Origin of the sequence: Roseateles sp. (assembly GCF_044373315.1) — a bacterium.
Taxonomy (GTDB): Bacteria; Pseudomonadota; Gammaproteobacteria; order Burkholderiales; family Burkholderiaceae_C; genus JACDQM01.
In genome coordinates, this window is sequence record NZ_JBILQK010000006.1 from 65,013 (window position 1) to 89,663 (window position 24,651).

A 24,651-nucleotide genomic window follows, 5' to 3' on the forward strand; every position below is an offset into this window, starting at 1 on the left:
GCTACGGGCTCGTCGTGCGCTTGGCGCAGAGGCATCAGACACGCTTCGGTTGCCCGCCATCGAAGAGCATGATGTTGTCGTGCACGGAGGCGCCAAAAGCCTGCTCACGCAGTTGAGCCAACTGATCGCGTATGCGGGCGGCATTCTCGAATTCAAGGTTGCGCGCATGCTCAAGCATCTGCTTCTCCAGCTGCGCAATGCGCTTGCCCAGGTCCTTCTCTGACAACAACTCGACCGCAGACGTCTGCACCAACACTTGGTCATCACGTCCAGGCTTGTTCGAATACACGCCTTCGATCAGCTCCTTGATGCGCTTGTTCAGGCCACGTGGCGTGATGCCGTGCTCGGTGTTGAAGGCAATCTGCTTGGCGCGCCTGCGCTCGGTTTCACCGATGGCCTTGCGCATGGACTCGGTGATGCGGTCGGCGTACAGGATCGCCTTGCCGTTGAGGTTGCGCGCAGCGCGGCCGATGGTCTGGATCAGGCTGCGTTCCGCGCGCAGAAAGCCTTCCTTGTCCGCATCCAGGATGGCAACCAGCGAGACTTCTGGAATGTCCAGCCCCTCGCGCAGCAGGTTGATGCCAACCAGCACATCGAACGTGCCCAAGCGGAGATCGCGCAGGATTTCCACCCGTTCGACAGTGTCGACGTCCGAATGCAGGTAGCGCACCTTGACGCCGTTGTCATTCAAGTAATCCGTCAACTGCTCGGCCATCCGCTTGGTCAAGGTGGTGATCAACACGCGCTCCGCGGCTTCGACACGCAGACGGATTTCGCCCAGCACATCATCCACCTGATGCGTCGCCGGGCGCACTTCGATGACAGGATCCACCAGCCCTGTTGGTCTGACGAGTTGCTCGACGACTTGCCCCGAGTGGTCCTTCTCGTAAGCGGCAGGCGTGGCCGACACGAAGACCGCCTGACGCATCTTGCGCTCGAACTCCTCAAACTTCAGCGGGCGGTTGTCCAAGGCGCTGGGCAGGCGGAAACCATATTCCACCAGCGTGGTCTTGCGCGCGCGGTCGCCGTTGTACATGCCACCGAACTGGCCGATCAGCACATGGCTCTCGTCGAGGAACATCAGCGCGTCGGCAGGCAGATAGTCCACCAGCGTCGGCGGCGGCTCCCCAGGCGCCGCCCCCGAGAGGTGGCGTGTGTAGTTCTCGATGCCCTTGCAGTGGCCGACTTCCTGCAGCATCTCGAGATCGAAGCGGGTGCGCTGTTCCAGCCGCTGCGCTTCGACCAGTTTGCCCTCGGCAACGAACTGCCCCACCCGCTCACGCAGTTCGACCTTGATGGTTTCGGCCGCCGCGAGCACGCGCTCACGCGGCGTGACGTAATGGCTGCTCGGATAGACGGTGAAGCGCGGGATCTTCTGCCGCACCTTTCCTGTCAATGGGTCAAAGAGCTGCAGGCTTTCCAACTCGTCGTCAAACATCTCGATGCGCAGCGCCAGCTCGGAGTGTTCGGCGGGAAACACATCGATGGTGTCGCCGCGAACGCGGAAATTGCCGCGGGTGAACTCGATTTCGTTGCGCGCGTACTGCATGCGCGTCAGCTGCGCGATCACATCGCGTTGGCCGAGTTTGTCGCCCACCCGCAGCGTCATCACCATCTGGTGATAGTCCGCCGGGCTGCCGATGCCGTAGATGGCCGAGACCGAGGCCACGATCACCACATCGCGCCGTTCCAGCAGGCTCTTGGTGCAGGACAGGCGCAGTTGTTCGATCTGTTCGTTGATCGCGCTGTCTTTTTCGATGAAGAGGTCGCGCTGCGGCACATAGGCCTCGGGCTGATAGTAGTCGTAGTAACTGACAAAGTACTCGACCGCGTTCTTGGGAAAGAACTCGCGAAACTCACTGTAGAGCTGGGCGGCCAGTGTCTTGTTGGGCGCAAAGATGATGGCCGGACGGCCGAGCCGCGCGATCACGTTGGCCATCGTGAAAGTCTTGCCGGAGCCGGTCACGCCCAGCAGGGTCTGATAGCTCAAACCGTCATTGATGCCATCGCACAACTGTGCGATGGCCGTGGGCTGGTCCCCGGCCGGCGGAAAGGGCTGGAACAGCTGGAACGGCGAGCCTTCGAATGTGACGAACTCTCCCTTCGGTGCCGCATCGCTGTCTGGGGTGGTGTCTGGAACGGTAGTCGCTGCGTGCATCGGGCAATCCCTGATCGGCGGTTCAGACCGCCCTAAAATCAGCCCGCTCTGCGCCGGCTGCCAACTCGACAGCGTAGCGCAGGCGCTCCCCGCGTGCCGCCCAGTCACGCGCATGCTCATGCCAACGTCCTGTCAGGAAAGTCCCATGTCCTTGTTTGCCGCTGTCGAAATGGCCCCCCGCGACCCGATTCTGGGTTTGAACGAACAGTTCAATGCCGATACCAACCCGGCCAAGGTGAATCTGGGCGTTGGCGTCTACTACGACGAGAACGGCAAGCTGCCGCTGCTGAAGTGCGTAGCACAGGCTGAAGCGCAGATGCAGGCTGACCCGAAGGCGCGCGGCTATCTGCCGATCGACGGCATCGCCGCCTATGACAAAGCCGTGCAGGCCCTGGTGTTTGGCGCCGACAGTGCTGTGTTGGCGGCCAAGCGTGTCGCGACCGTGCAAGCCATCGGTGGCACTGGCGGCCTGAAAATCGGCGCCGATTTCCTGAAGCGCCTGAACCCTGGCGCCAAGGTGCTGATCTCCGACCCGTCCTGGGAGAATCATCGCGCGCTGTTCGGCAACGCCGGCTTCCCGGTTGAGACCTATCCCTACTACGACGCCAGCAAGCTCGGCATCAATTTTGAAGGCATGCTTGCGGCGCTGAACGCCGCGGCAGCCGGCACTGTCGTGGTGCTGCACGCCTGCTGCCACAACCCGACTGGCTACGACTTGAGCCCCGCACAGTGGGACCTGGTCGTGGCCGCCGTCAAGGCACGTGGACTCGTGGCTTTCCTGGACATGGCTTACCAGGGCTTTGGCGAAGGCATCGCTGAAGACGGCGCCGTGATCCAGCAGTTCCTGGCCGCCGGTCTGGACTTCTTCGTCTCGACCAGCTTCTCCAAGAGCTTCTCCCTGTACGGCGAGCGGGTCGGCGCGCTGAGCGTGGTGTGCACCTCGGCCGGGGAATGCACCAAGGTGCTGTCGCAGCTGAAGATCGTCATCCGTACCAACTACTCCAACCCGCCAACTCATGGTGCCCAGGTCGTCGCCAGCGTGCTGTCCACCCCCGAACTGCGCAAGCTTTGGGAAGACGAGCTGGCAGGCATGCGCCTGCGCATCCGCGCGATGCGCCAGGCCCTCGTCGACGCGCTGAAAGGCGCCGGGGTCACTGCCGACTTGAGTTTTGTCACACGCCAGAAAGGCATGTTCAGCTACTCAGGCCTGAACGCTGCCCAGATGCAGCGGCTGCGCAGCGAGTTTGGTGTGTACGGCGTGGACTCAGGGCGTATCTGTGTGGCGGCGCTCAATGAGAAGAACCTTCCGGCCGTCGCCAAGGCGATGGCCGCGGTGATGCAAGGCTGAAAACTGCGGGCCAGCTGAGCAATTGTTCCGGGTTTGCCTGCTGGCAAACCCGATCTATGCTGCATTGCACAATTTCTGGCACTATTGTGGGGCGATCGAGTGTTTCGCCCCCCATTCAAACGACCGAGGTCTGCCTATGCTCTACCAGCTCTACGAAACCCAGCGCGCGCTGATGAGCCCTTTCGCGGAGTTCGCCAGTGCCTCGGCCAAGCTCTACAGCCACCCGCTGTCGCCCTTCGCTCACACGCCGATGTCCCAGCGTTTGTCGGCGGGTCTGGACTTGATGCACCGCCTGGCCAAGGAGTACGAGAAGCCTGAGTTCGACATCCGCGGCATCGAGGTCGACGGTGTCGAAGTTGCAGTGCAGGAACTGGTCCCCGTGACTAAGCCCTTCTGCCGCCTGCTGCGCTTCAAGCGCTACACCGACGATCTGGCGGTGCTGAGCAAGATGAAAGAGCAGCCGACCGTGCTGGTGGTTGCACCGCTGTCAGGTCATCACAGCACTCTGCTGCGAGACACCGTCAAGCAATTGCTCAAGGACCACAAGGTCTTCATCACCGATTGGACCGACGCGCGCATGGTCCCCTTGGAGAACGGCCCTTTCCATCTCGACGACTACATCGCCTATGTGCAGGAATTCATCCGCCACATCGGCCCCGAGTGCCATGTGATCTCCGTCTGCCAACCAACAGTGCCGGTGCTGGCTGCAATCTCGCTGATGGCCAGCCAGGGAGAGACGACACCTCGTTCGATGACCATGATGGGCGGCCCCATCGACGCCAGCAAGAGCCCGACAGCCGTCAACAACCTGGCCATGAACCGCAGCTTCAGCTGGTTCGAGACCAATGTGATCTACCGCGTGCCGACCAACTTCCCAGGTGCCGGCCGCGCCGTTTATCCGGGCTTCCTGCAACACACCGGTTTCGTGGCCATGAACCCGGATCGGCATGCCACTTCCCACTACGACTACTTCCTCGACCTGGTGCAAGGCGACGACGAAGGGGCTGAAGCACACCGCCAGTTTTATGACGAATACAACGCCGTGCTGGACATGCCGGCCGAGTACTACCTGGACACGATCAAGACCGTATTCCAGGACTTTGCCCTGATCAACGGCACCTGGGTGGTCAACGGCCAGTTGGTGCGACCACAGGACATCAAGGGCACGGCCCTGCTGACGGTTGAGGGTGAGCTCGACGACATCTCTGGCGCCGGCCAGACTCGAGCTGCGCACGATCTGTGCTCTGGCATCGAACGCGAGGACCAGCATCACTATGTGGCCGAGGGGGCCGGTCACTACGGCATCTTCTCCGGCCGTCGCTGGCGCGAGAAGGTCTATCCGCAGGTGCGCGACTTCATCGCGAAGTATGACCACGCCGGAACCATGGCCGCGGCTCCCAAGCGCCGCAAGCGCAGTTGAGTGGCCTGGCGCGCGGGCGTGCGCTGGCCGATCTGATTGATCAGGCACTGCCTCAAACGCAGTGCACTCGCTGTGGCTATCCGGACTGCAGAGCCTATGCGGAAGCCATCGCCAGCGGAGAAGCCGAGATCAATCAATGTCCGCCAGGTGGTGCTGAAGGTGTGCGGCGCCTGGCCGAACTTACCGACAGGCCAGTGCTTACCCTCGACTCAACTCACGGCACTGAAGCGCCATGCGCGCTGGCGGTGATCGATGAAAGCTGGTGCATCGGCTGCACCCTGTGCATCAAGGCCTGCCCTGTGGATTGCATCGCTGGCGCGCCCAAGCTGATGCATGTGATCGTTGCGTCGCAGTGCACAGGCTGCGAGCTCTGCGTGCCGGCCTGTCCGGTCGACTGCATCAGCATGAATCCGGTCTCCGGGGCGGCCACTGCCTGGCAGGCCTGGAGCGACGAGCAAGCCAGACAATCCCGCGACCGCTACCGCTGGCGCACCGAGCGCCAGCAGCGCGACAAACGCGAGAACGAGGAGCGCCTGCGCTTGAAGGCTGAAGCCAAGCTCAGCAACCTCGCCGAAGCCTCGCGCATCACTGACCCACTTCAACTTGACCGCAAACGGCAGGCGATCGAAGCCGCCTTGGCCCGCGCCCGGGCGCAGCGCAAGCCTTGAGTCGCTAACAGCCAAGCCCATGAGCCCGCAAGAGATCACCGCCTTCTTTGCCACACTCAAGGCGGCCAACCCGCACCCTCAGACCGAGCTCGAGTACGCCAGCGTGTTCGAGTTGCTGGCTGCGGTGCTGCTGTCCGCGCAGGCAACCGATGTCAGCGTCAACAAGGCGACGCGGCGCCTCTTCCCTGTCGCCAACACGCCTGCGAAGATCCTTGCGCTGGGCGAGGAGCGCCTGTGCGACTACATCCGCACCATCGGGCTGTACCGCAGCAAGGCGCGGCATCTGCTCGCCACCTGCCGCATCCTGATTGACGAGTACGCGGGCCAGGTCCCCGGCACGCGCGAGGCGCTGGAGAAGTTGCCGGGTGTTGGCCGCAAGACTGCCAACGTGGTACTCAACGTCGCCTTTGGACAAGCGACGATGGCGGTTGATACGCATATCTTTCGCCTCGGCAATCGCACCGGCCTTGCGCCAGGCAAGACGCCGCTGGCCGTCGAGCAGGCGCTGGTCAAGCGTATCCCTCTCGAGTTTTTGGTCGATGCACATCACTGGCTGATCCTGCACGGCCGTTACGTCTGCCGCGCACGCCAAGCGCAATGTCACAGTTGCCAGGTGCGTGCTTATTGCGACCATGGCAAGGCACTGAAGGATTAAGGCCAGCGCCTACAATCAGCGCAAATCGGCCCCTTGAGCCTGTTAGGAAGCCATGCCAAGCATTACCGAGCTTGTCGACCGGGTAGAACGACTGTTGCTGCGTCACGCGGAACTGCAACGCACCAACGTCTTGCTGGAACAGCAAGTGCAGACCCTGAGTCAGGAGCGCGACAGCCTGCGCTCCCGCCTGTCCGCCGCACGACAGCGCGTCGACGCTTTGCTGGATCGGCTTCCTGTCGAAGCGAGTGATTCCGGAAAGAACGAGAAATGAAGCAGATGGAAGTGACCATCATGGGCCAGAGCTATCTGCTGGGTTGCCCTGAGGGTGGCGAAGCGGCCCTGACACGTGCAGTTTCCCAGGTCGATCGCGAGATGTGTGCGATTCGCGACGCGGGGCGCGTCAAGGCGCGCGAGCGCATCGCCGTCCTTGCGGCGCTGAACCTTGCCTACCAGTTGGCGGAGTTGCCCGCCTCCGCCACGAAAGCAGCGCCGGCTGCTGCTGCTGCGCCAAGCACCGTCGAGCTTGAGTCCCTGATGAAGCGTCTGGATGAGGCCTTGGGACACGACGGACAACTGCTCTGACGACTAGAATGCATCTGTCCATCGCGTTTGCGTGAGTCTTATATTTCCTTGAACCGATGCTCTTACGAGCAAGGGCTTGGAACATCGCTTGGCTGGTGTGATCGTCTCGCGTCAGATGAACCCGAAGCTCTGCTGACCTCGCCCACCTGAACTACCTGGGTTCAGGACTGCGGCTCACGGAACACGATGGACACCTTTTAGCCCCCTCCTGCCTCGCCCGCCCTTGAACTACTGGTTGATGAAATCCGAGCCCGACGAGTGCTCGATTGACGACCTCGCAAGCGCGCCGAGCGCCATCGTGCCCTGGATTGGGGTGCGCAACTACCAGGCGCGCAACTTCATGCGAGATGCGATGCGGGTTGGCGATGGTGTCCTCTTCTACCACTCCTCCTGTCCACAACCAGGCATCGCCGGGCTGGCGGAGGTGGCCAGCGCCGCCTATGCGGACGCGAGCCAGTTCGACCCGGCGAGCCCTTACCACGACCCCAAGTCTCAGCCGAGCGCCCCGCGATGGCTGAACGTCGATGTGCGCTTTCGGTGCAAGACCCGCTTGTTGCGCTTGAACGAGATGCGCGCAGATCCGGCGCTAGCAAGCATGCGCGTGCTGCAAGCAGGCAATCGACTCTCCATCACTCCGGTCACTGTCGATGAATGGCAGTCCCTGCTGGTCTTACTTGAGCGTGAATCATGAGCCTTGATCCCCTGTTCCTCGCCGAATTGCTGGTCCTGGGCTTGTGCTCAGGATTCCTAGCCGGATTGCTCGGCATCGGCGGGGGCATGCTAATGGTGCCCTTCCTGACCTTGATGCTATCCCAGCGGGGTGTGAGCGCAGACATGGCCGTGAAGATGGCCATTGCCACCTCGATGGCCACCATCATGTTCACCTCGATCTCAAGCGTGCGCGCTCATCACAAACGCGGCGCTGTCCGCTGGGATCTGGTGCGCGGTTTGGCTCCTGGCATTGTGCTCGGTGGGCTGACGGCCGGCGCCGGCATTTTTGCCTTGCTGAAGGGTTCGTGGCTGGCCCTTTTCTTCGCTGCCTTCGTTGGTTTCTCGGCATTCCAGATGCTGCTAGACAAGAAGCCCAAACCCAGCAGGCAGATGCCTGGCGCCGCCGGCCAGGTCGGTGCGGGAGCCGGCATCGGTCTTTTGTCAGGCCTAGTTGGCGCAGGAGGCGGTTTTGTGTCGGTGCCCTTTATGACCTGGTGCAATGTGCCGATGCACAACGCGGTTGCCACGAGCGCGGCTCTCGGTTTTCCGATCGCCTTGGCAAACACCTTCGGCTATATCGTCGGCGGCTGGAACCTACCCGCTGCACTGCCAGGCGCTTTTGGCTACCTCTTTCTTCCGGCCTTGGTGGTGATTGGGGGAGCCAGTGTGAGCATGGCACCGCTGGGCGCTCGAGCGGCACATGCAATGAACGTCCGCCAACTCAAGCGCGCCTTTGCGTTTCTGCTCTTCGCCCTGGCCGCCTACATGCTCTACAAAGGCTTGCGCGGCTGACAAGCTGCCGGCCGGCATGGCTCTCAGGGTATGCCGAAGGGGATGGGCGCCAGCACCACCTGATTGCCGCCGCGGCGCTGAGCCTCCTGCACGGCTGTCTGGCTGGCTGCCAGCAGTTCGTCCTGCCTTGAGGCTGTATGCGGAAAGCTGCTGACGCCCATAGACAGCGACAAGCCCAGATCTGAGCCATTCAAGACCACGATCTGAGCATTGCACTGGCGACGCAGCTGCTCCATACGCGCATGGGCTGTGGCGAGTCCGACGCCGGACAACAGCACGGCAAAGGTCTGGTCCCCGATCCGACAGGCAGCGTCCATCGCGCGCGTGTTGGCCCGAAGCATTCGGCCAAGCCCCTCAAGCATGCGCAGATGCGCTTCGGCGCCAATGGCTTGCAATGCCGCCGGCGCAGGATCCAAAACGATCAGGACCAGAGCAAACTCGCGATGCTCGCGGGTAGAAAGGTCTATCTCCCGCAGCAACTGATCGTCGAACTGGGCCTTCATGTACAGGCCTGACACGTCGTCGCGACCGCTACCCAGTTGCATCTCGCGACGCGCCTGCTCCAGCGATTTCTGCTGCTGTTCGATCTGATTGAGCGCTCGCTGCAGATGAACCTCGCGGTGACGCTCCTCGGTGCGCTCCTGCCACATGGCCAGCAAGTGGTCCGGACCCAAAGGTGAGCGGGTCACGGTGAACTCGCGGCGCCGCCCGTTGAACTCAAGCTTGTGTTCGCTAACGATGACAGTACGCTGCGCCATCACCGACTGTTCCACGCGGCGCATCGCGATCACCTCATCAGGACGCATCAGGTCGGCGTCAGTGGCGCCCGTTATGCCTAGCTCGCCCCGATCGAAAAGCATGGCCATGCCCTCACTCGCGTGCACATAGCGCCCAGTCGCAAGGGACTTGACAGCACCGAAGACACCCAGAGGTTCGGACAGAGACAGCATGAGCTTCGCCAGCGTCGGAGTAGACAGCGGCAACTGGTCGAGCCAAGCCTGCAGGTCAGAGCCGGCAGCATTTTCGTTCGAGTTGTGACCGGTGGGGTGATCCATGGGGAATGGCTTGTTGGGCGAGAAAACGTAGGGCTGGGGATGCAGGCAAAAGCGTCCAGGCAGCCGCATCCGGCGATCTTCAAGGCAAGGGGCGGCTGCAATCAATAGCTGTACACCCCCCTGTTTGCAGTAAACGCGCCGACCCACAGGCATGGTAACCAGAAACGCGCCAGCCAAGCAGCCATGACGGCGCCAGCGCCCCCCTCCGAACTGCAGTTGCAGTTGCAGAAGCAAGGCGCACCCCAGACTTCTACAATGCTCACCCGTATCGTCTGGAGGCAGCATGGCCGATCAGTCCATCACAGTCATTCTGCGCCAGCAAGGCAACTATCAGTTCGAGAACATCTTTGGCTCAGATGTGCCAAGCCTGCTGAGTGACGAGCCACCGCCCCTCGGACACGGTCTGGGCCCGTCACCGGTGCAGTTGCTTGCAGCGGCTGTCGGCAACTGTCTCAGCGACTCCTTGCTGTTCGCCCTGCGGAAGTTCAAGCAAGACCCTGCTCCTCTGAGCTGTGAAGTCGAGGCCACCATCGGCCGCAATGCCGCGGGCCGCCTGCGCGTGTTGCAGATGGAGGCTCGCCTGACGCTCGGTGTTGCCGCCGCCGGCCTTGCGCATCTGGATCGGGTGCTGGCTCAGTTCGAAGACTTCTGTACCGTCACACAAAGCGTCGGCCAGGGCTTTCCTATCGCGGTGCATGTGCAGGACAGCGCTGGCCTGAAGTTGAAATGAGCGAGTCCGGCAAAGCATGAATGAGTTCGATGTGGTCGTGGTCGGCGCGGGTGCGGCCGGCCTGTTCTGTGCGGGCATTGCCGGTCAGCGTGGACTTTCGGTCCTGCTGATTGACCATGCCGACAAGGTGGCAGAGAAGATTCGAATCTCGGGCGGTGGCCGATGCAACTTCACCAACCGTGACGTCGGTCCAGCCAATTTCCTGTCAGACAACCCGGCGTTCTGCAGGTCGGCCCTGGCACGCTACCCGTCTCAGGACTTCATCGGACTGGTGAAGGCGCATGGCATCGCTTTTCACGAGAAGCACAAGGGCCAATTGTTCTGCGATGAGTCCAGCGAGCAGGTCATCCAGATGCTGTTGCGCGAGTGCGCCGCAGGCCAGGTCCAGCGCTGGCAGCCATGCACAGTTTCTGAGGTTCGCCCAATGGCGGGAGGCTTCGAGCTGGACACCAGCCGCGGCTCCGTCAAGGCAGGACAACTGGTGATTGCCACCGGCGGGCTGTCCATTCCGAAGATTGGCGCCAGCGACTGGGGCTTGCGCCTGGCAAAGCGGCTCGGTCACCGCATCGTCGAGCCACGCCCGGCGCTGGTACCGCTGACCTTTTCACCCCAGGTCTGGGCACCGTTTGCCGAGCTGGCTGGACTGTCCCTGCCTGTCATCGTGAGCACAGGCGCTGCAAAGCAGCGTGGGCAGTTTTCCGAGGACCTGCTCTTCACCCACCGCGGCTTGAGCGGACCAGCGATCCTGCAGATATCGAGCTACTGGCTGGAGGGGCAACCGCTGCGCATCAACCTGCTCCCTGACACGACGCTCGCAGACGAGCTGCGCGCCGCTAAGTCAGGCTCAAAGCGGCAGCTCGACACCGAGTTGGCCAGCCAGCTTCCAGCGCGCTTGGCCAAGGCTTGGCTTGCGCGCCTGGGCATCGAGGGCACGCGCCCGATGGCGGACTGCAAGGACAAGGACCTGAATGTCCTGGCGAGCCAGATCCAGCAATGGGAGCTGCTGCCCGATGGCAGCGAAGGCTGGCGCAAGGCGGAGGTAATGAGGGGCGGCGTGGACACCAGGCAACTCAGCTCGCAGAGCATGGAAAGCCAACTGGTGCCAGGCCTTCACTTCATCGGCGAGGTCGTTGATGTCACCGGCTGGCTGGGTGGCTACAACTTCCAATGGGCCTGGGCTAGCGCAGCGGCTTGTGCACGCGGTTTGCGCGTCACGCCGCAATGAGAGCGACATTCTTTGCAGCGATCAAATCTCTGGCTATAATCACGCTCTTTGCTGGCAAACCCCTGCGCGTCGATTCGCGTCAGTATTGATAGCGGACTCCGGATACTCCGTTTCAGATCTTGCGATCCTTGCGGGTCACGAGCCTGGCGAACACCGAGCGCATTTTGAAGGAACCCCTGTTTCATGACCACCATTCGCGTCAAAGAGAATGAGCCGTTCGACGTGGCCCTGCGCCGCTTCAAGCGTACTATCGAAAAACTCGGCCTGCTGACCGACTTGCGCGCTCGCGAGTTCTACGAGAAGCCCACAGCTGAGCGTAAGCGCAAGAAGGCTGCCGCCGTCAAGCGTCATTACAAGCGCGTGCGCAGCATGCAGCTGCCCAAGAAGCTGTACTGATCTTCATCGGAACAGCTGGGGTTTGGCGCAGCTCAGTGCTGCACCAACCCAGGTCCAAAGCCCGCTCAGGACGCTGCAGCGGGCTTTTTCAATTGCGAAATCGAAACACGAGTGGCACTCTACCCTTCCCGGCTGGGCGCCCGAGCTGAACAGGAAACACCATGAGTCTGAAGGACCAGATCACCGAAGACATGAAGAACGCCATGCGGTCCAAGGACAGCGAGCGGCTCTCGACCATCCGCATGCTGCTCGCAGCGGTGAAGCAAAAGGAAGTGGACGAGCGTGTGATCGTCGATGACGCTGCACTGGTGGCCATCGTTGACAAGCTGATCAAGCAACGCAAGGACTCGATTTCGCAGTTCACGGCTGCTGGTCGGAACGACCTGGCCGACAAGGAGACTGCAGAGCTTAAAGTGCTTGAGGTGTACCTGCCTCAGCGCCTCAGCGCCGCCGAGATTGACGCGCAAGTGCAGGGCATCGTCGCCGAGCTGGGTGCCAGCGGCCCAGGCGATATGGGCAAGGTGATGGGCGCCGTGAAGGCAAAACTGGCCGGCATGGCCGACATGGCCCTCGTGTCTGCCGCAGTCAAGGCTGCGCTCGTCAAATGAGCCTCCCGCTTCAGCCCATCACGGCAGATTTCTGCGTTGCTCCGCAGCTTCGGCCCGCAGACATGAACAAGGTCGCCGCTGCAGGCTTCAAGAGCGTGATCAACAACCGGCCAGACTTCGAAGGCGGGCCCGAGCAGCCGCGCAGCGCGGACGTTGAAGCGGCCTGTCAGGCGGCAGGGCTTGAGTACCGGCATCTGCCCGTCAGCGGGGCTTTTCAGTCGCCTGAGCAGATCGCGGCGTTCGGCGAACTTTTGCGGTCGCTGCCCCACCCCGTGCTTGCCTTCTGTCGCTCTGGCGCCCGCTCTACCCGCCTCCATCAAGCCTCTCAGGCCTGAGCCGCTGGCCCATCAGCTTGCCGCTTTCAGTTCTTGTTCAGTAAGCAGGCATACAGTCTGCCGCACTCGACCGTCCAGAAATGCAGTGCTAGCCCCAAGGGCGCCTTGGGGCCGGCACTCCTAGAATCGCCACAGGCTGCTGACGCGGCTCGGGCTGCCTCTGCCGGGCGGCGTTGGACCACCACAACAAGAGGACAAACGTGCAAGCCCTTCTCTCCCTCTCCAAAGCGATCGACCGCGTCGGCGAGTTCGCTGGCGCCTCCGTACGCTGGCTGATCCTGGCCGCTGTGCTGATCAGCGCTGGCAATGCCATTGTCCGCAAAGCCTTCGACATGAGCTCGAACGCCTATCTCGAGATCCAGTGGTACCTGTTCGCCGCTGTCTTCATGCTGGGCGCAGGCTATGTGTTTCTCAAGAATGCCCATGTGCGCATCGACTTCGTGTCTTCGCGCCTGTCGGTGCGCACCAACACGATCATCGACATGCTGGGCATCGTGCTGGTGATCTTCCCTCTGTGCTGGATCATGGTTGACCTGGGCTGGCCGCTGTTCCATCGCGCCTGGGTTTCCGGAGAGGTCAGCTCCAATGCCGGCGGCCTGATTCGCTGGCCGGTTCTGCTGCTGTTGCCCGTCGGCTTTGCCCTGCTGGCCTTGCAGGCGGTTTCCGAGTTGATCAAGCGGGTGGCCTATCTGACCGGCCACCGCAGCGAGCCCTTCCCGCTAGAGCAAGAGAAGAGCGCGGAAGAGCTTCTGCTGGAGGAACTGCAGGCTCATGCAGCGGCTGAAGAAGCCGCGAAATCCAAGAACAACGCACGCTGAGAGTCAGACATGGCTGCCTTCATCGCTGAAAACTTCGTCCCGTTGCTGTTCGCCGGTCTCCTCGTGATGCTGCTTGCCGGCATCCCTGTCGCCTTCGGACTGGCCGCCACCGGACTGCTCTTCGGTGCCATCGGCATCGAGGTCGGCCTCTTTCCGTCGAACATGTTTGGAGCACTGCCGCTGCGCGTCTTCAGCATCATGTCGAACGACACCCTGCTGGCGATCCCCTTCTTCACCTTCATGGGCATCATCCTGGAGCGATCCGGAATGGCAGAGGATCTCCTTGAGACGGTCGGGCAGGTCTTCGGCCCGATCCGGGGCGGCCTTGCGATTGCCGTGATCCTGGTCGGCGCGCTGCTGGCCGCAACCACTGGCGTGGTGGCCGCAGCCGTGATTTCGATGGGCCTGATCTCTCTGCCCATCATGCTGCGCTACGGCTACAACCGCACCATTGCCACAGGCACCATCACCGCCTCAGGCACGCTGGCCCAAGCCATTCCACCGTCCCTGGTGCTGATTGTTCTGGCAGACCAACTCGGCCGCTCGGTGGGTGATATGTATGCCGGCGCGCTGCTGCCAGGCTTGATGCTGGTGGGCCTGTACCTCACCTTCATCGCTGTTGTCGCATTCGTGCGCCCGACCTGGGTGCCGGCCCTGCCCGTTGAAGCCCGCATCTACCGTGAAACCAGTGGCTCCAGCGGACACAAGTCCTTGCTGGTCCTCTTGCTGATCGCAGGCGCCGTCGGCTGGCTCTGGTCGACAGTCCATGATTCGCTGCTCAAGCAGTGGATTGAGCGCCCGAATGCCGCGCCGAATGACGAAATCTTCATCAGCTCGATGACGGTCGCCTCCTTCCTGGCGCTGGGTCTGGCCATCATCAACAAGGTCACAGGCATGGGCCTGCTGTCCAAGCTGGCGGAACGCGTGACCTTCGTGCTGATCCCGCCACTGGTGCTGATCTTCCTGGTCTTGGGCACGATCTTCCTCGGCGTGGCCACCCCGACCGAAGGCGGCGCGATGGGCGCGGTGGGCGCACTGCTGATGGCGCTTGCCCGCCGCCGCATGCCCTTCAAAGCACTGAATCAAGCGCTGGACAGCACCGCGCGACTGTCGTGCTTCGTGATGTTCATCCTGATCGGCTCGACCGTCTTCAGCTTCACCTTCAACGCCGCCGACGGTCACTTCTGGGTCGAGAGCCTGTTCAAGTCCTTGCCGGGCGGTGCACTGGGCTTCCTGATCATCGTCAACCTGCTGATCTTCATCCTCGGCATGTTCATCGACTTCTTCGAGATCGCATTCATCGTGATTCCGATGATTGCCCCGGTCGCCGAGAAGCTGCTGCCTGCGTTGATGCCCGGCGTGCCGCCGGACGCCGTGATGATCTGGTTCGGCGTGATCGTTGCTATGAACCTGCAGACGTCTTTCCTGACACCACCCTTCGGCTTCGCGCTGTTCTATCTGCGCAGCGTGGCAGCCAAGAAAGACTACAAGGACCGCGTCACGGGCAAGACGATTCCTGCAGTGACGACTGCGCAGATTTACAAGGGCTCGATTGCCTTCATCATTCTTCAGCTCATCATGGTGGGCGTCATCATCGCCAAGCCCGAGCTCGTGATCGGTGGCCTGACGCAGACCGAGAAGCTCGACGACGCCTCCGTGCTCCAACAGCTCGAGAACATGGGTGGACGCGACAGTGGTGATCAGAGTGCACCGATGCCGGGACAGCCCAGCTCAGGTGCAGTCGACCCGCTCGCGCCGCCGGCTGAACCGGCAGCGGCGGCCAGTGAGTACGACCCGATGAAGGGCCTGCTCGAGGCAGTGAAGGAAGACAAGGCCAAGAAGTAAGCCCGATAGCCGCCGTGTGGCACTGCACACGGCAAGTTTCCTGAATGAGTTCCGCAAACGCGCCGAGCCCCCTGCAGACACAGGGGCTCGGCGCTTTTTTCTTCAGGCTTGGATGGGCAGCACAGCGCCCAACGCCGGGCGGCTGTCAGCTGCCATGAGTGGACTGGCAGTGCGCGCGACACTCTGTGACCGACGGACCAACACAAGCCCCACGCCGTCAGAAGACTGGTGCGCCAAACTTGACCGTCAGCTCAATGGCGCCAACTCGGACTGCTAGCATGACTTCGCGATCAAATCGGGATAGGGGCGGTCAGAGTATCTGACCGGGCCCCTCCCACACCACCGGGCATGCGGGCCCGCACCCGGCGGTTCGAGAGTTTGAGGTCATGAGAGAAGGGGGCAGTGCGCCCATGCAGGGCGCACAAAGAAAACGGCCTCGCCGAAGCGAGGCCGTTTGATGCCGCGCAGGGCTCGCTGGCCCTGCCGTGACGCCATTTACAGACGTTGCTGTTGCATGAAGTCGTCGAAACCAGCTTCAGCGAAACGGAACCACAGGTTCTGATCACGACGGAAGGCGCTGTAGTCGTCGTAGATCTTCTTCCAGGCGGGGTTCTTGGAGCTGAGATCGGCGTAGGTCGCCATCGATTCCTTGAACGCTGCGTCCAGCATGTCCTTGGGGAAGCGGAACAGCTTGGTTCCACCAGCAACCAGCCGCTTCAAGGCAGCCGGGTTGCGGGCGTCATAGCGCGCCTGCATGACGGTGGCGGCTTCCAGCGAGGCGGCCTCGATCATGGCCTTGTACTCAGAGGACAGTGAGTTGTAGGCCTTGGTGTTGACGAAGAAGTCCAGCTGCGGGCCGCCTTCCCAGAAACCTGGGTAGCCGTAGAACGGCGCCACCTTGTTGAAGCCCAGCTTCTCGTCGTCGTACGGACCGACCCACTCTGCAGCATCAATCGTGCCCTTCTCGAGTGCCTGGTAGATCTCACCGCCAGGAATACTCTGGGCCACGCCACCGAGCCTGCCGAAGATCACGCCGCTGAAGCCGCCGGTACGGAACTTCAGGCCCTTGATGTCGGCCAGGGACTTGATCTCCTTGCGCCACCAGCCGCCCATCTGCGCGCCGGTGTTTCCGCCAACGAAGTTGATGATGTTGTAGTTCGCATAGAACTCGCGCATCAGCTTCAAACCGTTGCCTTCAATCATCCAGGCGCTCATCTGACGGCTGTTCAGGCCGAAAGGAATGGCACAGCCAAGGGCGAACGTAGGATCCTTGCCGAAGTAGTAGTACGGAGCGGTGTGAGACATCTCCACCGTGCCGTTCTGCAAGGCATCGACCTGACCAAAGCCGCCGACCAGTTCACCCGACGGGTGGACCGAGATCTGGAACTTGCCGCCGCTCATGTCCGAGATGGACTTTGCAAAGGTGTCCGCTGCCCCGTAAATCGTGTCCAAGGCCTTGGGAAAGGCCGAGGTCAGGCGCCATCGCACATTGGCTTGGGCGTGAACAACCGCGGGCGCTGCGCCAGCGGCGAGGATCCCCGCCAGACCGGCCTGACGGACAAAGGAACGACGTTCCATAAAGGTCTCCTGAATGATTGGACTGAGTGAACGACCGGTGAGAATTCTAGGGTTCGACCACTAAGCCTTTCAGGGGACAAACCCGATCGCTTTGCGGTAAAGAAAGAACACCCGACCGGTCGCGGGCGCAAGCCTAACCGAGCCGCGCTCATCATGGCGCTGTCGTTGATGTCAAAACCGCACCAGCGGCCGGCTTTCAGCTGCCTGCAAGCTTCATTCGTGCAATTAGGATAGAACCCACGGTCTTGGTCCCCAGGGTATAGGCGTCCGTTCCGATGCCCACGATGTCGTGGAACATTTGCGGCAGATTGCCTGCAATCGTGACCTCATGCACCGGGAAGGCAATCTCGCCGTTCTCGACCCAGTAGCCGCTGGCACCACGCGAATAGTCACCGGTCACGTAGTTGACGCCCTGCCCCATCAACTCGGTCACGAACAGCCCGCGTCCAAGGCGGCGCAGCATGGTCGTCAAGTCATCGCCAGGAGCCGTCAGGCGGCTGGTCATGTGCAGGTTGTGCGACCCGCCCGCATGGCCCGTGGTTCGCAGGCCCAGCTTGCGGGCCGAATACGTGGACAGGAAATAACCCTGCAGCACACCGGCATCGACGACAGATCGTGCCTGGGTCTTGACGCCTTCATCATCGAATGGCGCACTCCCCTTGCCCTTGAGCTCATGGGGATCTTCGCTGACGTCCACGTGCGAGGCCAGCACGGGCTTGCCCAAGCTGTCCAGCAGGAAGCTGGCTTTGCGGTAGAGCGCTCCACCGCTGGTGGCTTGAACCAAGGCGCCCAGCAAGCCGGCGGCGACCGTGCTCTCGAAAAGTACAGGCACTTCGGCAGTCTTGACCTTGCGTGCTTTCAAGCGGGACAAGGCCCGCTCTGCAGCATAACGACCGATCGCCTCGGGCGCCGCGAGGTCTTCCGCGTCACGCATCGAGCTGTACCAGGCGTCGCGTTGCATGCCGGCACCGCGGCCGGCAATCGGCGCGACCGACAGGGAATGACGCGAACTGGCATAGCCTCCACGGAAGCCGCGGCTGTTGCCAGCGACGAAATGCGACTGCTGGGCAGACACCGCGGCGCCTTCGGAATTCGTGATGCGCTTGTCGGTGAACATGGCCGCGTCCTCGCAGCGCATCGCCATCTCGGCGGCAGCATGGGCGTCGATGGCCCAGGGATGGAACAGATCCAGCGCGGGACGGGTCGACGGATCAAGCGACAGGTCTTCCGCATCGGGCAGGCCGGCCACTGGGTCTTCGGCTGTGAAACGCGCAATGTCGAAGGCAGCACGCACCGTGTCCTTCAGCGCCTGTGCAGAGAAGTCAGAGGTGCTGGCATTGCCGCGCCGCTGCCCCAAATAGACGGATATGCCCAGCGACTTGTCGCGGTTGCGTTCCACGTTCTCGAGCGCACCGCGCCGCACCGAAACCGACAGTCCGCAGCCTTCGGAGACCTCGGCCCCGGCATCACTGGCGCCCAGGCGTTTGGCCTCGGCGAGCACCTCGTCGACCAACTCACGGAAACGTTCCTGGCTGTAGGCGAAGCCGCTCTCTGCGGAGTGGCCATGGGAGGTGTTGGCGGTGGCTTGCGTCTTGGGCATGGGGGAGGACAAGGCAGAGATGCGGTTGTGGGCGACAATCATACGGGTCACGCCCCCTGGCTTGCTTTGCAGGCTTTGCGCGGGGCGCCCCACTCAGTCAAGCCATGAACCCAAGCCACGATTTCCAGGACGACGACGATTTCGACCGTCCGAGCAAGACCCAGAAGAAGAAGGAAAGCCACGACCTGCAATCGCTCGGCGAGGATCTTCTGACCCTGCCCGACAGCCGCATCGAGCCCTTGGGCCTTCCCGAAATCCTGCTCGACGCGGTCAAGGCCGCAAAGAAGATCACCAACTTCGAGGGCAAGCGCCGCCAGATGCAGTACATCGGCAAGCTGATGCGCAGGGTCGACCCCGAGCCGATCCGTGAGGCGGTCGCTGCCTTCAAGCTGGGCCACGCCAAGGACAGCCTGGCGCTGCACGAGAGCGAACGCTGGCGCGCGCGCCTGCTGGCCGAGGACGATGCCCTGCAGGACTTCATCAACCAGCACGCAGGCATTGATGTGCAGCAACTGCGCAGCCTGGTCCGTGCGGCACGCAAGGATGCGGCCAGCGCACCTGAACAACGCAACGGCCGCGCCTTCAGGGAGCTGTTCCAGTTCATCAAGGCTGAGCAACTGCGCGTGGAGCCGGACGATGAGTGAAGCCTTGGATGCGGTCCGCATCGGCATCGTCTCGATCAGCGACCGCGCCTCCAGCGGCGTCTACGAAGACAAAGGCTTGCCGGCGCTGAAGGATTGGTTCAGCAGTGCGCTGCAGAACCCGATTGAGTTCTTGCCACGGCTGATCCCGGACGAGCGTGCGCAGATCAGCGCCACGCTGCGCGAACTGGTCGACCAGGCGCACTGCGACCTGGTGCTAACCACCGGCGGCACCGGACCCGCGCCGCGCGACGTGACACCCGAGGCGACGCTGGACGTGGCCGACAAGCAGATGCCCGGCTTCGGCGAGCAGATGCGCCAGATCTCGCTGCACTTCGTTCCTACCGCCATCCTCTCGCGACAGGTGGCGGTGATCCGCGGCAAAGCCTTGATCATCAATCTGCCGGGGCAACCCAAGGCCATCGCAGAGACGCTAGCCGGGCATGCAAACGCTCAAGGCATCTTTGCCGCCGTACCCTACTGCATCGATCTGATCGGCGGCCCCTACATTGAAACGCGCGACGAGGTCTGCAAGGCCTTTCGCCCCAAGTCCGCCCTGAAGAACAACAACAGCAACTGCTGATGCCCATGAAGATCACCAAAGACACCGTTGCCACCCTGAAACTCAAAGTCGCCGACAGCCTCGGCCGACTGATCGAAAACGCCAAAGAACCCGCAGCAGTGCTGATTGGCGGCTACGGCAACACCCTGCCCGCGATCGAGGCCGCCTTGGAGGGTCAGGAGTCCGGCTTCGAGACCACCTTGAACCTCACGCCAGAACAGGCCTTCGGCCAGCGTGACGACAGCTTGCTGCGCAGCCTTGCCAAGAAGGACTTCCCTCCCGGTGTCAAGGTCGGTGGACAGTTGGAAATCAGCGAAGGCGAAGCCGGCGAGTTCAGGCTCTACCACGTCAGCAAAATCAAGGGCGACACCGTGATGCTGGACGGCAATCACCCGCTCGCTGGCATGAGCCTGAAGATCACTCTGAAGGTCTTGTCCGTGCGGGCCGCCAGCGCTGAAGAAATTGCCCACAACCACGCCCACGGCGAACACGGCCATCAGCATCACTGAGTGAGGACCGAGGACAAGCCCTGCGGCTTGTCCGACGCCTCACGAAGGACTGCCCCTTGCATGGGCAGGCTGAGTGCCCTCCCGACAAGCCCTGCGGCTTGTCCGACGCCTCACGAAGGACTGCTCATGTCCTGCATGGACAGACAGCTTCGCATCGAGCGGCACAGCGGCTGGATACAGCGCTACTTCACCAGCCGACTCAATTCCGCCGCATCGAAGCTCTCGCTCTGCTGCGCATCGACAGGAACGCAGTCGCGCACGGGCTGTGTCGAGGCGGCTGAGAGCTTGCAAACGGCCTGCCAGAGCAGCGCTATCTGATGCTCATGGCCAGCGGCGCTGTCGATCAAGCCCTTCATCGCCTGGGCGACCGGGTCATCGCCTTGGGTCACGCCGTAGGCGGAGAAGCCCATCTTGGCGGCCGCTTCCTCTCGCTCGGCATCCAGCTTGGCTTCGATGACGCGTGCGGGATTGCCGACAGCGGTCGCACCCGCCGGAACCGGCTTGGTGACGACCGCGCCCGAGCCGATTTTTGCGCCCGCACCCACCGTGAAGCCGCCCAGCACACAGGCATGGGCGCCCACGATTACTCCGGCCTCCAGGGTCGGATGCCGCTTGGCGCCCTTGACCAAGGAAGTACCACCCAGTGTCACGCCCTGGTAGATCGTGCAGCCTTCGCCGATCTCGGCCATCTCACCGATCACCACCCCCATGCCATGGTCGATGAAGACCTTGCGCGCGATCTTGGCGCCGGGATGGATTTCGATGCCGGTCAGCCAGCGCGAGAGATGCGAAATGAAGCGCCCCAGCCATTTCAGGCCATGCATCCAGCACCAGTGCGCACGCCGATGCAGCACCAACGCATGCAGCCCCGGATAACAAGTCAGCACCTCCCAAGCAGACCGGGCAGCCGGGTCGCGCTCGAGGATGCAGGCGATGTCTTCGTGGAGGCGCTGAAACATGGGAAGGGAGAGCCGAGAGTTCTTGTCGTATGAGGGAGGCCAGTCTAGCCGGGCCTCTCAATCCTCGCTGACGGCACGTTTGATCATCGCGCGTGCAATGCCTCGCAGGATGTGCACTTCCTCTGCCGTGACCTGGGCACGGTTGAAGAGCTGATTCAACCGCGGCATCAGCTTCTTGGGTGCGGCAGGGTCAAGATAGCCAATGGCCTGCAAGCCCTGCTCCAGGTGGGACAGCAAGCCCTGCACCGCTTGCGCATCAGCCAGTTGCGGATCTGTGGCACGGGACAGCACGCCGAATCCGCCCAGGGCCTGGCGCAGATCGTAGGCAAGCAGCTGGACGGCCTGCGCCAGATTCAGCGATCCGTAGTCCGGATGGGTGGGAATGGACAGCACCGCATGGCAGCGGTAGACATCCTCGTTGCTCATGCCGTAGCGCTCGGAGCCGAACACCAGCCCGAGCTTGTGCGGCTGAGCCGCCAGCTCCGAGAACAGGGGCCTCGGCTCGCGCGTCGGCGGGCCGAAATCGCGCGGCGTCATGGCCGTGGCGCAGGCGAACGTGACGCCGTCCAGCGCCTCTTCCAAGGTCGGGACGATGCGGGCGCGTGCCAGGATGTCGGCGGCGCCGCTGGCCATTGCGATGGTCTCTTCCTGGCACAGCACATCGGCGAAGCGAGGCGCCACCAGGACCAGTTCTGAGAAGCCCATGACTTTCATGGCACGCGCTGCCGCGCCGACATTGCCCGGGTGGCTGGTCTGAATCAGGATGAAGCGTGTGGAATCCACGTTGAGCGCGGCCAGCATCGGCTAAAATGCGCGATTATCGTGGCCCACAGCGGCAAAGCTGGCGGCGCCACCCGCTCTTTTCCTCCGCCAGCCACCTCACTCACTTTTCTTGCAGGGTCACCGCATGACGCAAGTTGCACTCCATCCCATGCTCAACGTCGCCATCAAGGCCGCACGTGCAGCTGGAGCCATCATCAACCGCGCCTCGATGGACCTCGACATCCTGAAGATCAACTCAAAGTCGCCCAACGACTTTGTCACCGAGGTGGACCACGCGGCCGAAGAGATCATCATCGACACGCTGCTGCAGGCCTATCCTGACCACGGTATCCTGGCCGAAGAGTCAGGCCGCACGCGCGGTGCCAAGCACTCCGAGTTCGTCTGGATCATCGACCCACTGGACGGCACGACCAACTTCATCCACGGCTTCCCGGTCTACTGCGTCTCCATCGCGCTTGCCCACCGCGGCGTGGTTCAGCAGGCCGTCGTCTACGACCCGACGCGCAACGACCTCTTCTACGCCACCAAGGGCCGGGGTGCCTACTTGAACGACAAGCGCTTGCGCGTCTCCAAGCGCACCCGCATGGGCGATGCCCTGATCGGCACGGGGTTCCCCTTCCGTCGCGGTGACAACTTCAAACGCTACATGAAGATGTTCGAGGAGGTGATGACACAGTGCGCGGGACTGCGCCGCCCGGGTGCCGCTGCGCTGGACCTCTGCTACGTGGCGGCCGGTCAGTACGATGCCTTCTTCGAAACCGGCCTGAATCCCTGGGACGTCGCTGCTGGCTCGTTGATCATCACCGAGGCTGGCGGCCTGATCGGCAACTTCACAGGCGAAGCCGATTTCATGAACCAGCGCGAGGTGGTGGCCGGCAGCCCCAAGATCTACGGCCAGTTGGTGCAGATCCTGGCGCCTTACACCCGTGTCATCAAGCCCGAAGAGGGAGCGGAAGCTGACGCTGGCGACGCTGGCGCTGCCGGGGATTCCGCTGCGGCAGCGGCCGGCGAACCCAAGAAGCGTGGCCCGGTGCGAATCAAGAAGTCCGGCGGCGACGACGCGCCTATCTGAGCGGTCCAGCCGCAGGGGCCTGCCGTGGGCCGGCTCCGCACCGCTCGCTGGATCTCAGTTGAACTCGCTGAGATCGACCTCGTATCGATCGTGGCCGTTCCTCTGCACTCGTGAGATCCATGCGAGCGCCACCGCCCCCGAAGCCATCAGCACCATCCGCGGCTGAGATGAGGACTGGAGCACAGTCCCGGCGCCAGGTGCATCGACCGCGACGGGTTCCGTCCAGCGCTTGTCGCTGGCCGAGTAGCGCACGACATACAACCGGGTCGACTGGACATGGGCCAGGTACAGATTGCCGGCGATGTCAGCCTTCAGCTCGCCGAGCGACTGTGCCGAGTCCGAGAGCAGCTGGGCCGGCGCCCCCCACTTACCACTCACGGGGTCTCGCTGAGCGGTGTACACCCCGCCGATACGCCAGACCGTCGTGGCGCCGCCAGCGCCATCCAGGACCAAGCGCCGCTCGCTCGCGGAGCAATCGCCGGCGCCAGCGTCGTGCACCAGTTCAAGCGGCGACCACTCAGCGTTCGAATCACCGCGCCCGTACCGCGCTTCCAGCCGGCACCCCCGCCAGGACAACATGATCAAGGCTCCCGACGGTGCCACGGCGAGCAGGGGCTGGCTCGTGGCGGAATCCAGTCGCTTCGGCGCGCTCCAGGTCACACTTGCCGGATCCAGGTGCGAGCTCGTCACCACCGTGCCAGCTGACGTGATCGCAAGCCAGGCCGCCGTCACACGGCCTTGACGGTCCACCACCATGGGCAGAGCCTCGGCGCCAGCCAGAGCGGCCTCCAGCTTGAACGGCTCGCCCCAGCTTCCTGACTTCGCATCGAACCTCGTCGCAAACAGCTGCTGCCCCTCTGCCGTAGCGGCTGCCGACGAGCCGCCCAGCAGCGTGCTGAGAACAGTGATGTTGCCCGCGTCGTCAACGACGAGACCCATCACGCGCGGCGAGTTGCCTATGCCGATCGGGGTCACACGGATGGTCTCAACAGTCCCCCAAGCCTTTGCGCCACGACCGAGTTGGCGCAAGTACACCCATGATGACTTCCCAAAAGCGTAGTCGCTGATGTTGGTCCAGACCTGATAGACATGCCCATTACCGGAACTGGCCAGGCGGTGATCACGAAAGACGACTGGAAACGACGAACCACTCGAAAAGGAGCCTAGCTGCTCCCATCCGGAAGCCGCGCGGTCACGCCGCCACCCGACGAGGACTGCCGAATTGGGGATGACTGAATCAGGAGTCCAGGTAGAGACGAGATTGCCGTCCCCGTCGCCGGCAAGTTGCAGCTGAGCGTCAGACAAGGGACTCGACGAGCTGCTTATCGCACTCGTGCCTTTCGACCACTGCTGTGCAGCCGTCATGAACGAGACCGACAGAGGCGCCGTCAACGTACGGCCGTCCTTGGACCGCAGCTGAGCTGGCAGGCGTACGGTGTAGCGCGTCGCGCCCGGCAGGGCGCCTACGCTGGGTCTGTCCGAATTTCCGTGTGTGAGGCTCATTGAACCTTCACCGGTATCGTGAAGCTGGTTGCAGATCTTACGGGCTCGGTTTCGTGAACCGGTCTTCGTAGAGGATCGCAAACTGGTTCATCGCTGAT

The 24,651-nt window shown here is 62.6% G+C and carries 26 protein-coding genes; 19 read left to right on the forward strand and 7 right to left on the reverse strand.

All coding sequences use genetic code 11. The annotated features are described in order from the left end of the window. Positions 1-34 precede the first annotated feature (34 nt). Entirely contained in the window at positions 35-2,158 is a 2,124-nt protein-coding gene (gene uvrB / locus ACIQ67_RS02990) for an excinuclease ABC subunit UvrB (RefSeq protein ID WP_397532866.1), read from the reverse strand. A gap of 145 nt (positions 2,159-2,303) precedes the next feature. Between uvrB and ACIQ67_RS02995 the strand changes: the two genes are divergently transcribed. The 8 genes from ACIQ67_RS02995 to ACIQ67_RS03030 all read left to right on the forward strand — a co-directional run bounded on the left by ACIQ67_RS02995 (position 2,304) and on the right by ACIQ67_RS03030 (position 8,334). Further along, positions 2,304-3,506, forward strand: a complete 1,203-nt coding sequence (locus ACIQ67_RS02995; RefSeq protein WP_397532867.1) for an amino acid aminotransferase — start codon at positions 2,304-2,306, stop codon at positions 3,504-3,506. A 136-nt stretch (positions 3,507-3,642) separates the two neighbouring features. Further along, on the forward strand, positions 3,643-4,926 hold the full coding sequence (locus ACIQ67_RS03000; RefSeq protein WP_397532868.1) for a polyhydroxyalkanoate depolymerase: 1,284 nt from the start codon (positions 3,643-3,645) through the stop codon (positions 4,924-4,926). Next, a complete protein-coding gene (gene rsxB / locus ACIQ67_RS03005) occupies positions 4,923-5,594 on the forward strand; it encodes an electron transport complex subunit RsxB (RefSeq protein ID WP_397532869.1) in 672 nt (223 codons plus the stop codon). Before ACIQ67_RS03000 ends, rsxB begins: the two co-directional genes overlap by 4 nt. Positions 5,595-5,613: 19 nt before the next feature. Next, positions 5,614-6,249: an endonuclease III gene (gene nth, locus ACIQ67_RS03010; RefSeq protein WP_397532870.1), complete on the forward strand. Its 636-nt coding sequence runs from the start codon at positions 5,614-5,616 to the stop codon at positions 6,247-6,249. Positions 6,250-6,301: 52 nt separating this feature from the next. Then, positions 6,302-6,520 carry a cell division protein ZapB gene (zapB, locus tag ACIQ67_RS03015; RefSeq protein ID WP_397532871.1) on the forward strand — a complete coding sequence of 73 codons (219 nt, stop codon included), beginning with the start codon at positions 6,302-6,304 and terminating at the stop codon, positions 6,518-6,520. Then, positions 6,517-6,831 carry a cell division protein ZapA gene (locus ACIQ67_RS03020; RefSeq protein WP_397532872.1) on the forward strand — a complete coding sequence of 105 codons (315 nt, stop codon included), beginning with the start codon at positions 6,517-6,519 and terminating at the stop codon, positions 6,829-6,831. Before zapB ends, ACIQ67_RS03020 begins: the two co-directional genes overlap by 4 nt. A gap of 238 nt (positions 6,832-7,069) precedes the next feature. Further along, positions 7,070-7,522 carry an EVE domain-containing protein gene (locus tag ACIQ67_RS03025; protein ID WP_397532873.1) on the forward strand — a complete coding sequence of 151 codons (453 nt, stop codon included), beginning with the start codon at positions 7,070-7,072 and terminating at the stop codon, positions 7,520-7,522. After that, complete coding sequence (locus tag ACIQ67_RS03030; RefSeq protein ID WP_397532874.1) at positions 7,519-8,334, forward strand: sulfite exporter TauE/SafE family protein; 816 nt, start codon at positions 7,519-7,521, stop codon at positions 8,332-8,334. The genes ACIQ67_RS03025 and ACIQ67_RS03030 overlap by 4 nt, the downstream gene beginning before the upstream one ends. 23 nt (positions 8,335-8,357) lie before the next feature. On the opposite strand, the gene ACIQ67_RS03035 is transcribed toward ACIQ67_RS03030, so the two are convergent. Next, on the reverse strand, positions 8,358-9,623 hold the full coding sequence (locus tag ACIQ67_RS03035) for a GGDEF domain-containing protein (protein WP_397532875.1): 1,266 nt from the start codon (positions 9,621-9,623) through the stop codon (positions 8,358-8,360). 49 nt (positions 9,624-9,672) lie between these two features. Between ACIQ67_RS03035 and ACIQ67_RS03040 the strand changes: the two genes are divergently transcribed. From ACIQ67_RS03040 to ACIQ67_RS03070, 7 genes are all read left to right on the forward strand, one after another. Beyond that, the gene (locus ACIQ67_RS03040; protein WP_397532876.1) at positions 9,673-10,119 is read left to right on the forward strand and encodes an OsmC family protein; all 447 of its coding nucleotides are present in this window, start codon (positions 9,673-9,675) and stop codon (positions 10,117-10,119) included. A gap of 16 nt (positions 10,120-10,135) precedes the next feature. Next, positions 10,136-11,344 (forward strand): NAD(P)/FAD-dependent oxidoreductase, encoded by a 1,209-nt coding sequence (locus ACIQ67_RS03045; RefSeq protein WP_397532877.1) that lies wholly within the window; start codon positions 10,136-10,138, stop codon positions 11,342-11,344. A gap of 183 nt (positions 11,345-11,527) precedes the next feature. Next, positions 11,528-11,740, forward strand: coding sequence for a 30S ribosomal protein S21 (gene rpsU / locus ACIQ67_RS03050; protein ID WP_007833691.1), 213 nt, complete (start codon positions 11,528-11,530; stop codon positions 11,738-11,740). Positions 11,741-11,901: 161 nt separating this feature from the next. Further along, positions 11,902-12,348 carry a GatB/YqeY domain-containing protein gene (locus ACIQ67_RS03055; protein WP_397532878.1) on the forward strand — a complete coding sequence of 149 codons (447 nt, stop codon included), beginning with the start codon at positions 11,902-11,904 and terminating at the stop codon, positions 12,346-12,348. After that, positions 12,345-12,683 (forward strand): TIGR01244 family sulfur transferase, encoded by a 339-nt coding sequence (locus ACIQ67_RS03060; RefSeq protein WP_397532879.1) that lies wholly within the window; start codon positions 12,345-12,347, stop codon positions 12,681-12,683. Before ACIQ67_RS03055 ends, ACIQ67_RS03060 begins: the two co-directional genes overlap by 4 nt. 200 nt (positions 12,684-12,883) lie before the next feature. Further along, positions 12,884-13,501 (forward strand): TRAP transporter small permease subunit, encoded by a 618-nt coding sequence (locus tag ACIQ67_RS03065; protein WP_397532880.1) that lies wholly within the window; start codon positions 12,884-12,886, stop codon positions 13,499-13,501. A gap of 9 nt (positions 13,502-13,510) precedes the next feature. Next, positions 13,511-15,346 carry a TRAP transporter large permease subunit gene (locus tag ACIQ67_RS03070; RefSeq protein WP_397532881.1) on the forward strand — a complete coding sequence of 612 codons (1,836 nt, stop codon included), beginning with the start codon at positions 13,511-13,513 and terminating at the stop codon, positions 15,344-15,346. Between the two features lie 495 nt (positions 15,347-15,841). Here ACIQ67_RS03070 and ACIQ67_RS03075 read toward each other — a convergent pair whose 3' ends face one another. Next, the gene (locus ACIQ67_RS03075) at positions 15,842-16,924 is read right to left on the reverse strand and encodes a TRAP transporter substrate-binding protein (RefSeq protein ID WP_397532882.1); all 1,083 of its coding nucleotides are present in this window, start codon (positions 16,922-16,924) and stop codon (positions 15,842-15,844) included. 196 nt (positions 16,925-17,120) lie between these two features. After that, positions 17,121-18,524: a metalloprotease PmbA gene (gene pmbA / locus ACIQ67_RS03080; RefSeq protein WP_397532883.1), complete on the reverse strand. Its 1,404-nt coding sequence runs from the start codon at positions 18,522-18,524 to the stop codon at positions 17,121-17,123. A 104-nt stretch (positions 18,525-18,628) separates the two neighbouring features. On the opposite strand from pmbA, the gene yjgA reads away from it, so the two are divergent. Genes yjgA through ACIQ67_RS03095 form a run of 3 tightly spaced genes read left to right on the forward strand, consistent with a single transcriptional unit; the run spans position 18,629 to position 20,236 of the window. Further along, positions 18,629-19,168 carry a ribosome biogenesis factor YjgA gene (gene yjgA, locus ACIQ67_RS03085; protein WP_397532884.1) on the forward strand — a complete coding sequence of 180 codons (540 nt, stop codon included), beginning with the start codon at positions 18,629-18,631 and terminating at the stop codon, positions 19,166-19,168. Beyond that, complete coding sequence (gene mog, locus ACIQ67_RS03090) at positions 19,161-19,748, forward strand: molybdopterin adenylyltransferase (RefSeq protein WP_397532885.1); 588 nt, start codon at positions 19,161-19,163, stop codon at positions 19,746-19,748. Before yjgA ends, mog begins: the two co-directional genes overlap by 8 nt. Positions 19,749-19,753: 5 nt before the next feature. Then, positions 19,754-20,236 (forward strand): peptidylprolyl isomerase, encoded by a 483-nt coding sequence (locus tag ACIQ67_RS03095; protein WP_397532886.1) that lies wholly within the window; start codon positions 19,754-19,756, stop codon positions 20,234-20,236. Positions 20,237-20,418: 182 nt separating this feature from the next. Here the strand turns inward: ACIQ67_RS03095 and cysE are convergent, their stop codons facing one another. Continuing rightward, positions 20,419-21,195, reverse strand: coding sequence for a serine O-acetyltransferase (cysE, locus tag ACIQ67_RS03100; RefSeq protein WP_397532887.1), 777 nt, complete (start codon positions 21,193-21,195; stop codon positions 20,419-20,421). 57 nt (positions 21,196-21,252) lie between these two features. Beyond that, positions 21,253-21,996 carry an RNA methyltransferase gene (locus ACIQ67_RS03105; RefSeq protein WP_397532888.1) on the reverse strand — a complete coding sequence of 248 codons (744 nt, stop codon included), beginning with the start codon at positions 21,994-21,996 and terminating at the stop codon, positions 21,253-21,255. Between the two features lie 106 nt (positions 21,997-22,102). Between ACIQ67_RS03105 and ACIQ67_RS03110 the strand changes: the two genes are divergently transcribed. Further along, complete coding sequence (locus ACIQ67_RS03110; RefSeq protein ID WP_397532889.1) at positions 22,103-23,050, forward strand: inositol monophosphatase family protein; 948 nt, start codon at positions 22,103-22,105, stop codon at positions 23,048-23,050. 54 nt (positions 23,051-23,104) lie between these two features. Here ACIQ67_RS03110 and ACIQ67_RS03115 read toward each other — a convergent pair whose 3' ends face one another. Beyond that, the gene (locus ACIQ67_RS03115) at positions 23,105-24,553 is read right to left on the reverse strand and encodes a hypothetical protein (protein WP_397532890.1); all 1,449 of its coding nucleotides are present in this window, start codon (positions 24,551-24,553) and stop codon (positions 23,105-23,107) included. Positions 24,554-24,651: the final 98 nt, after the last annotated feature.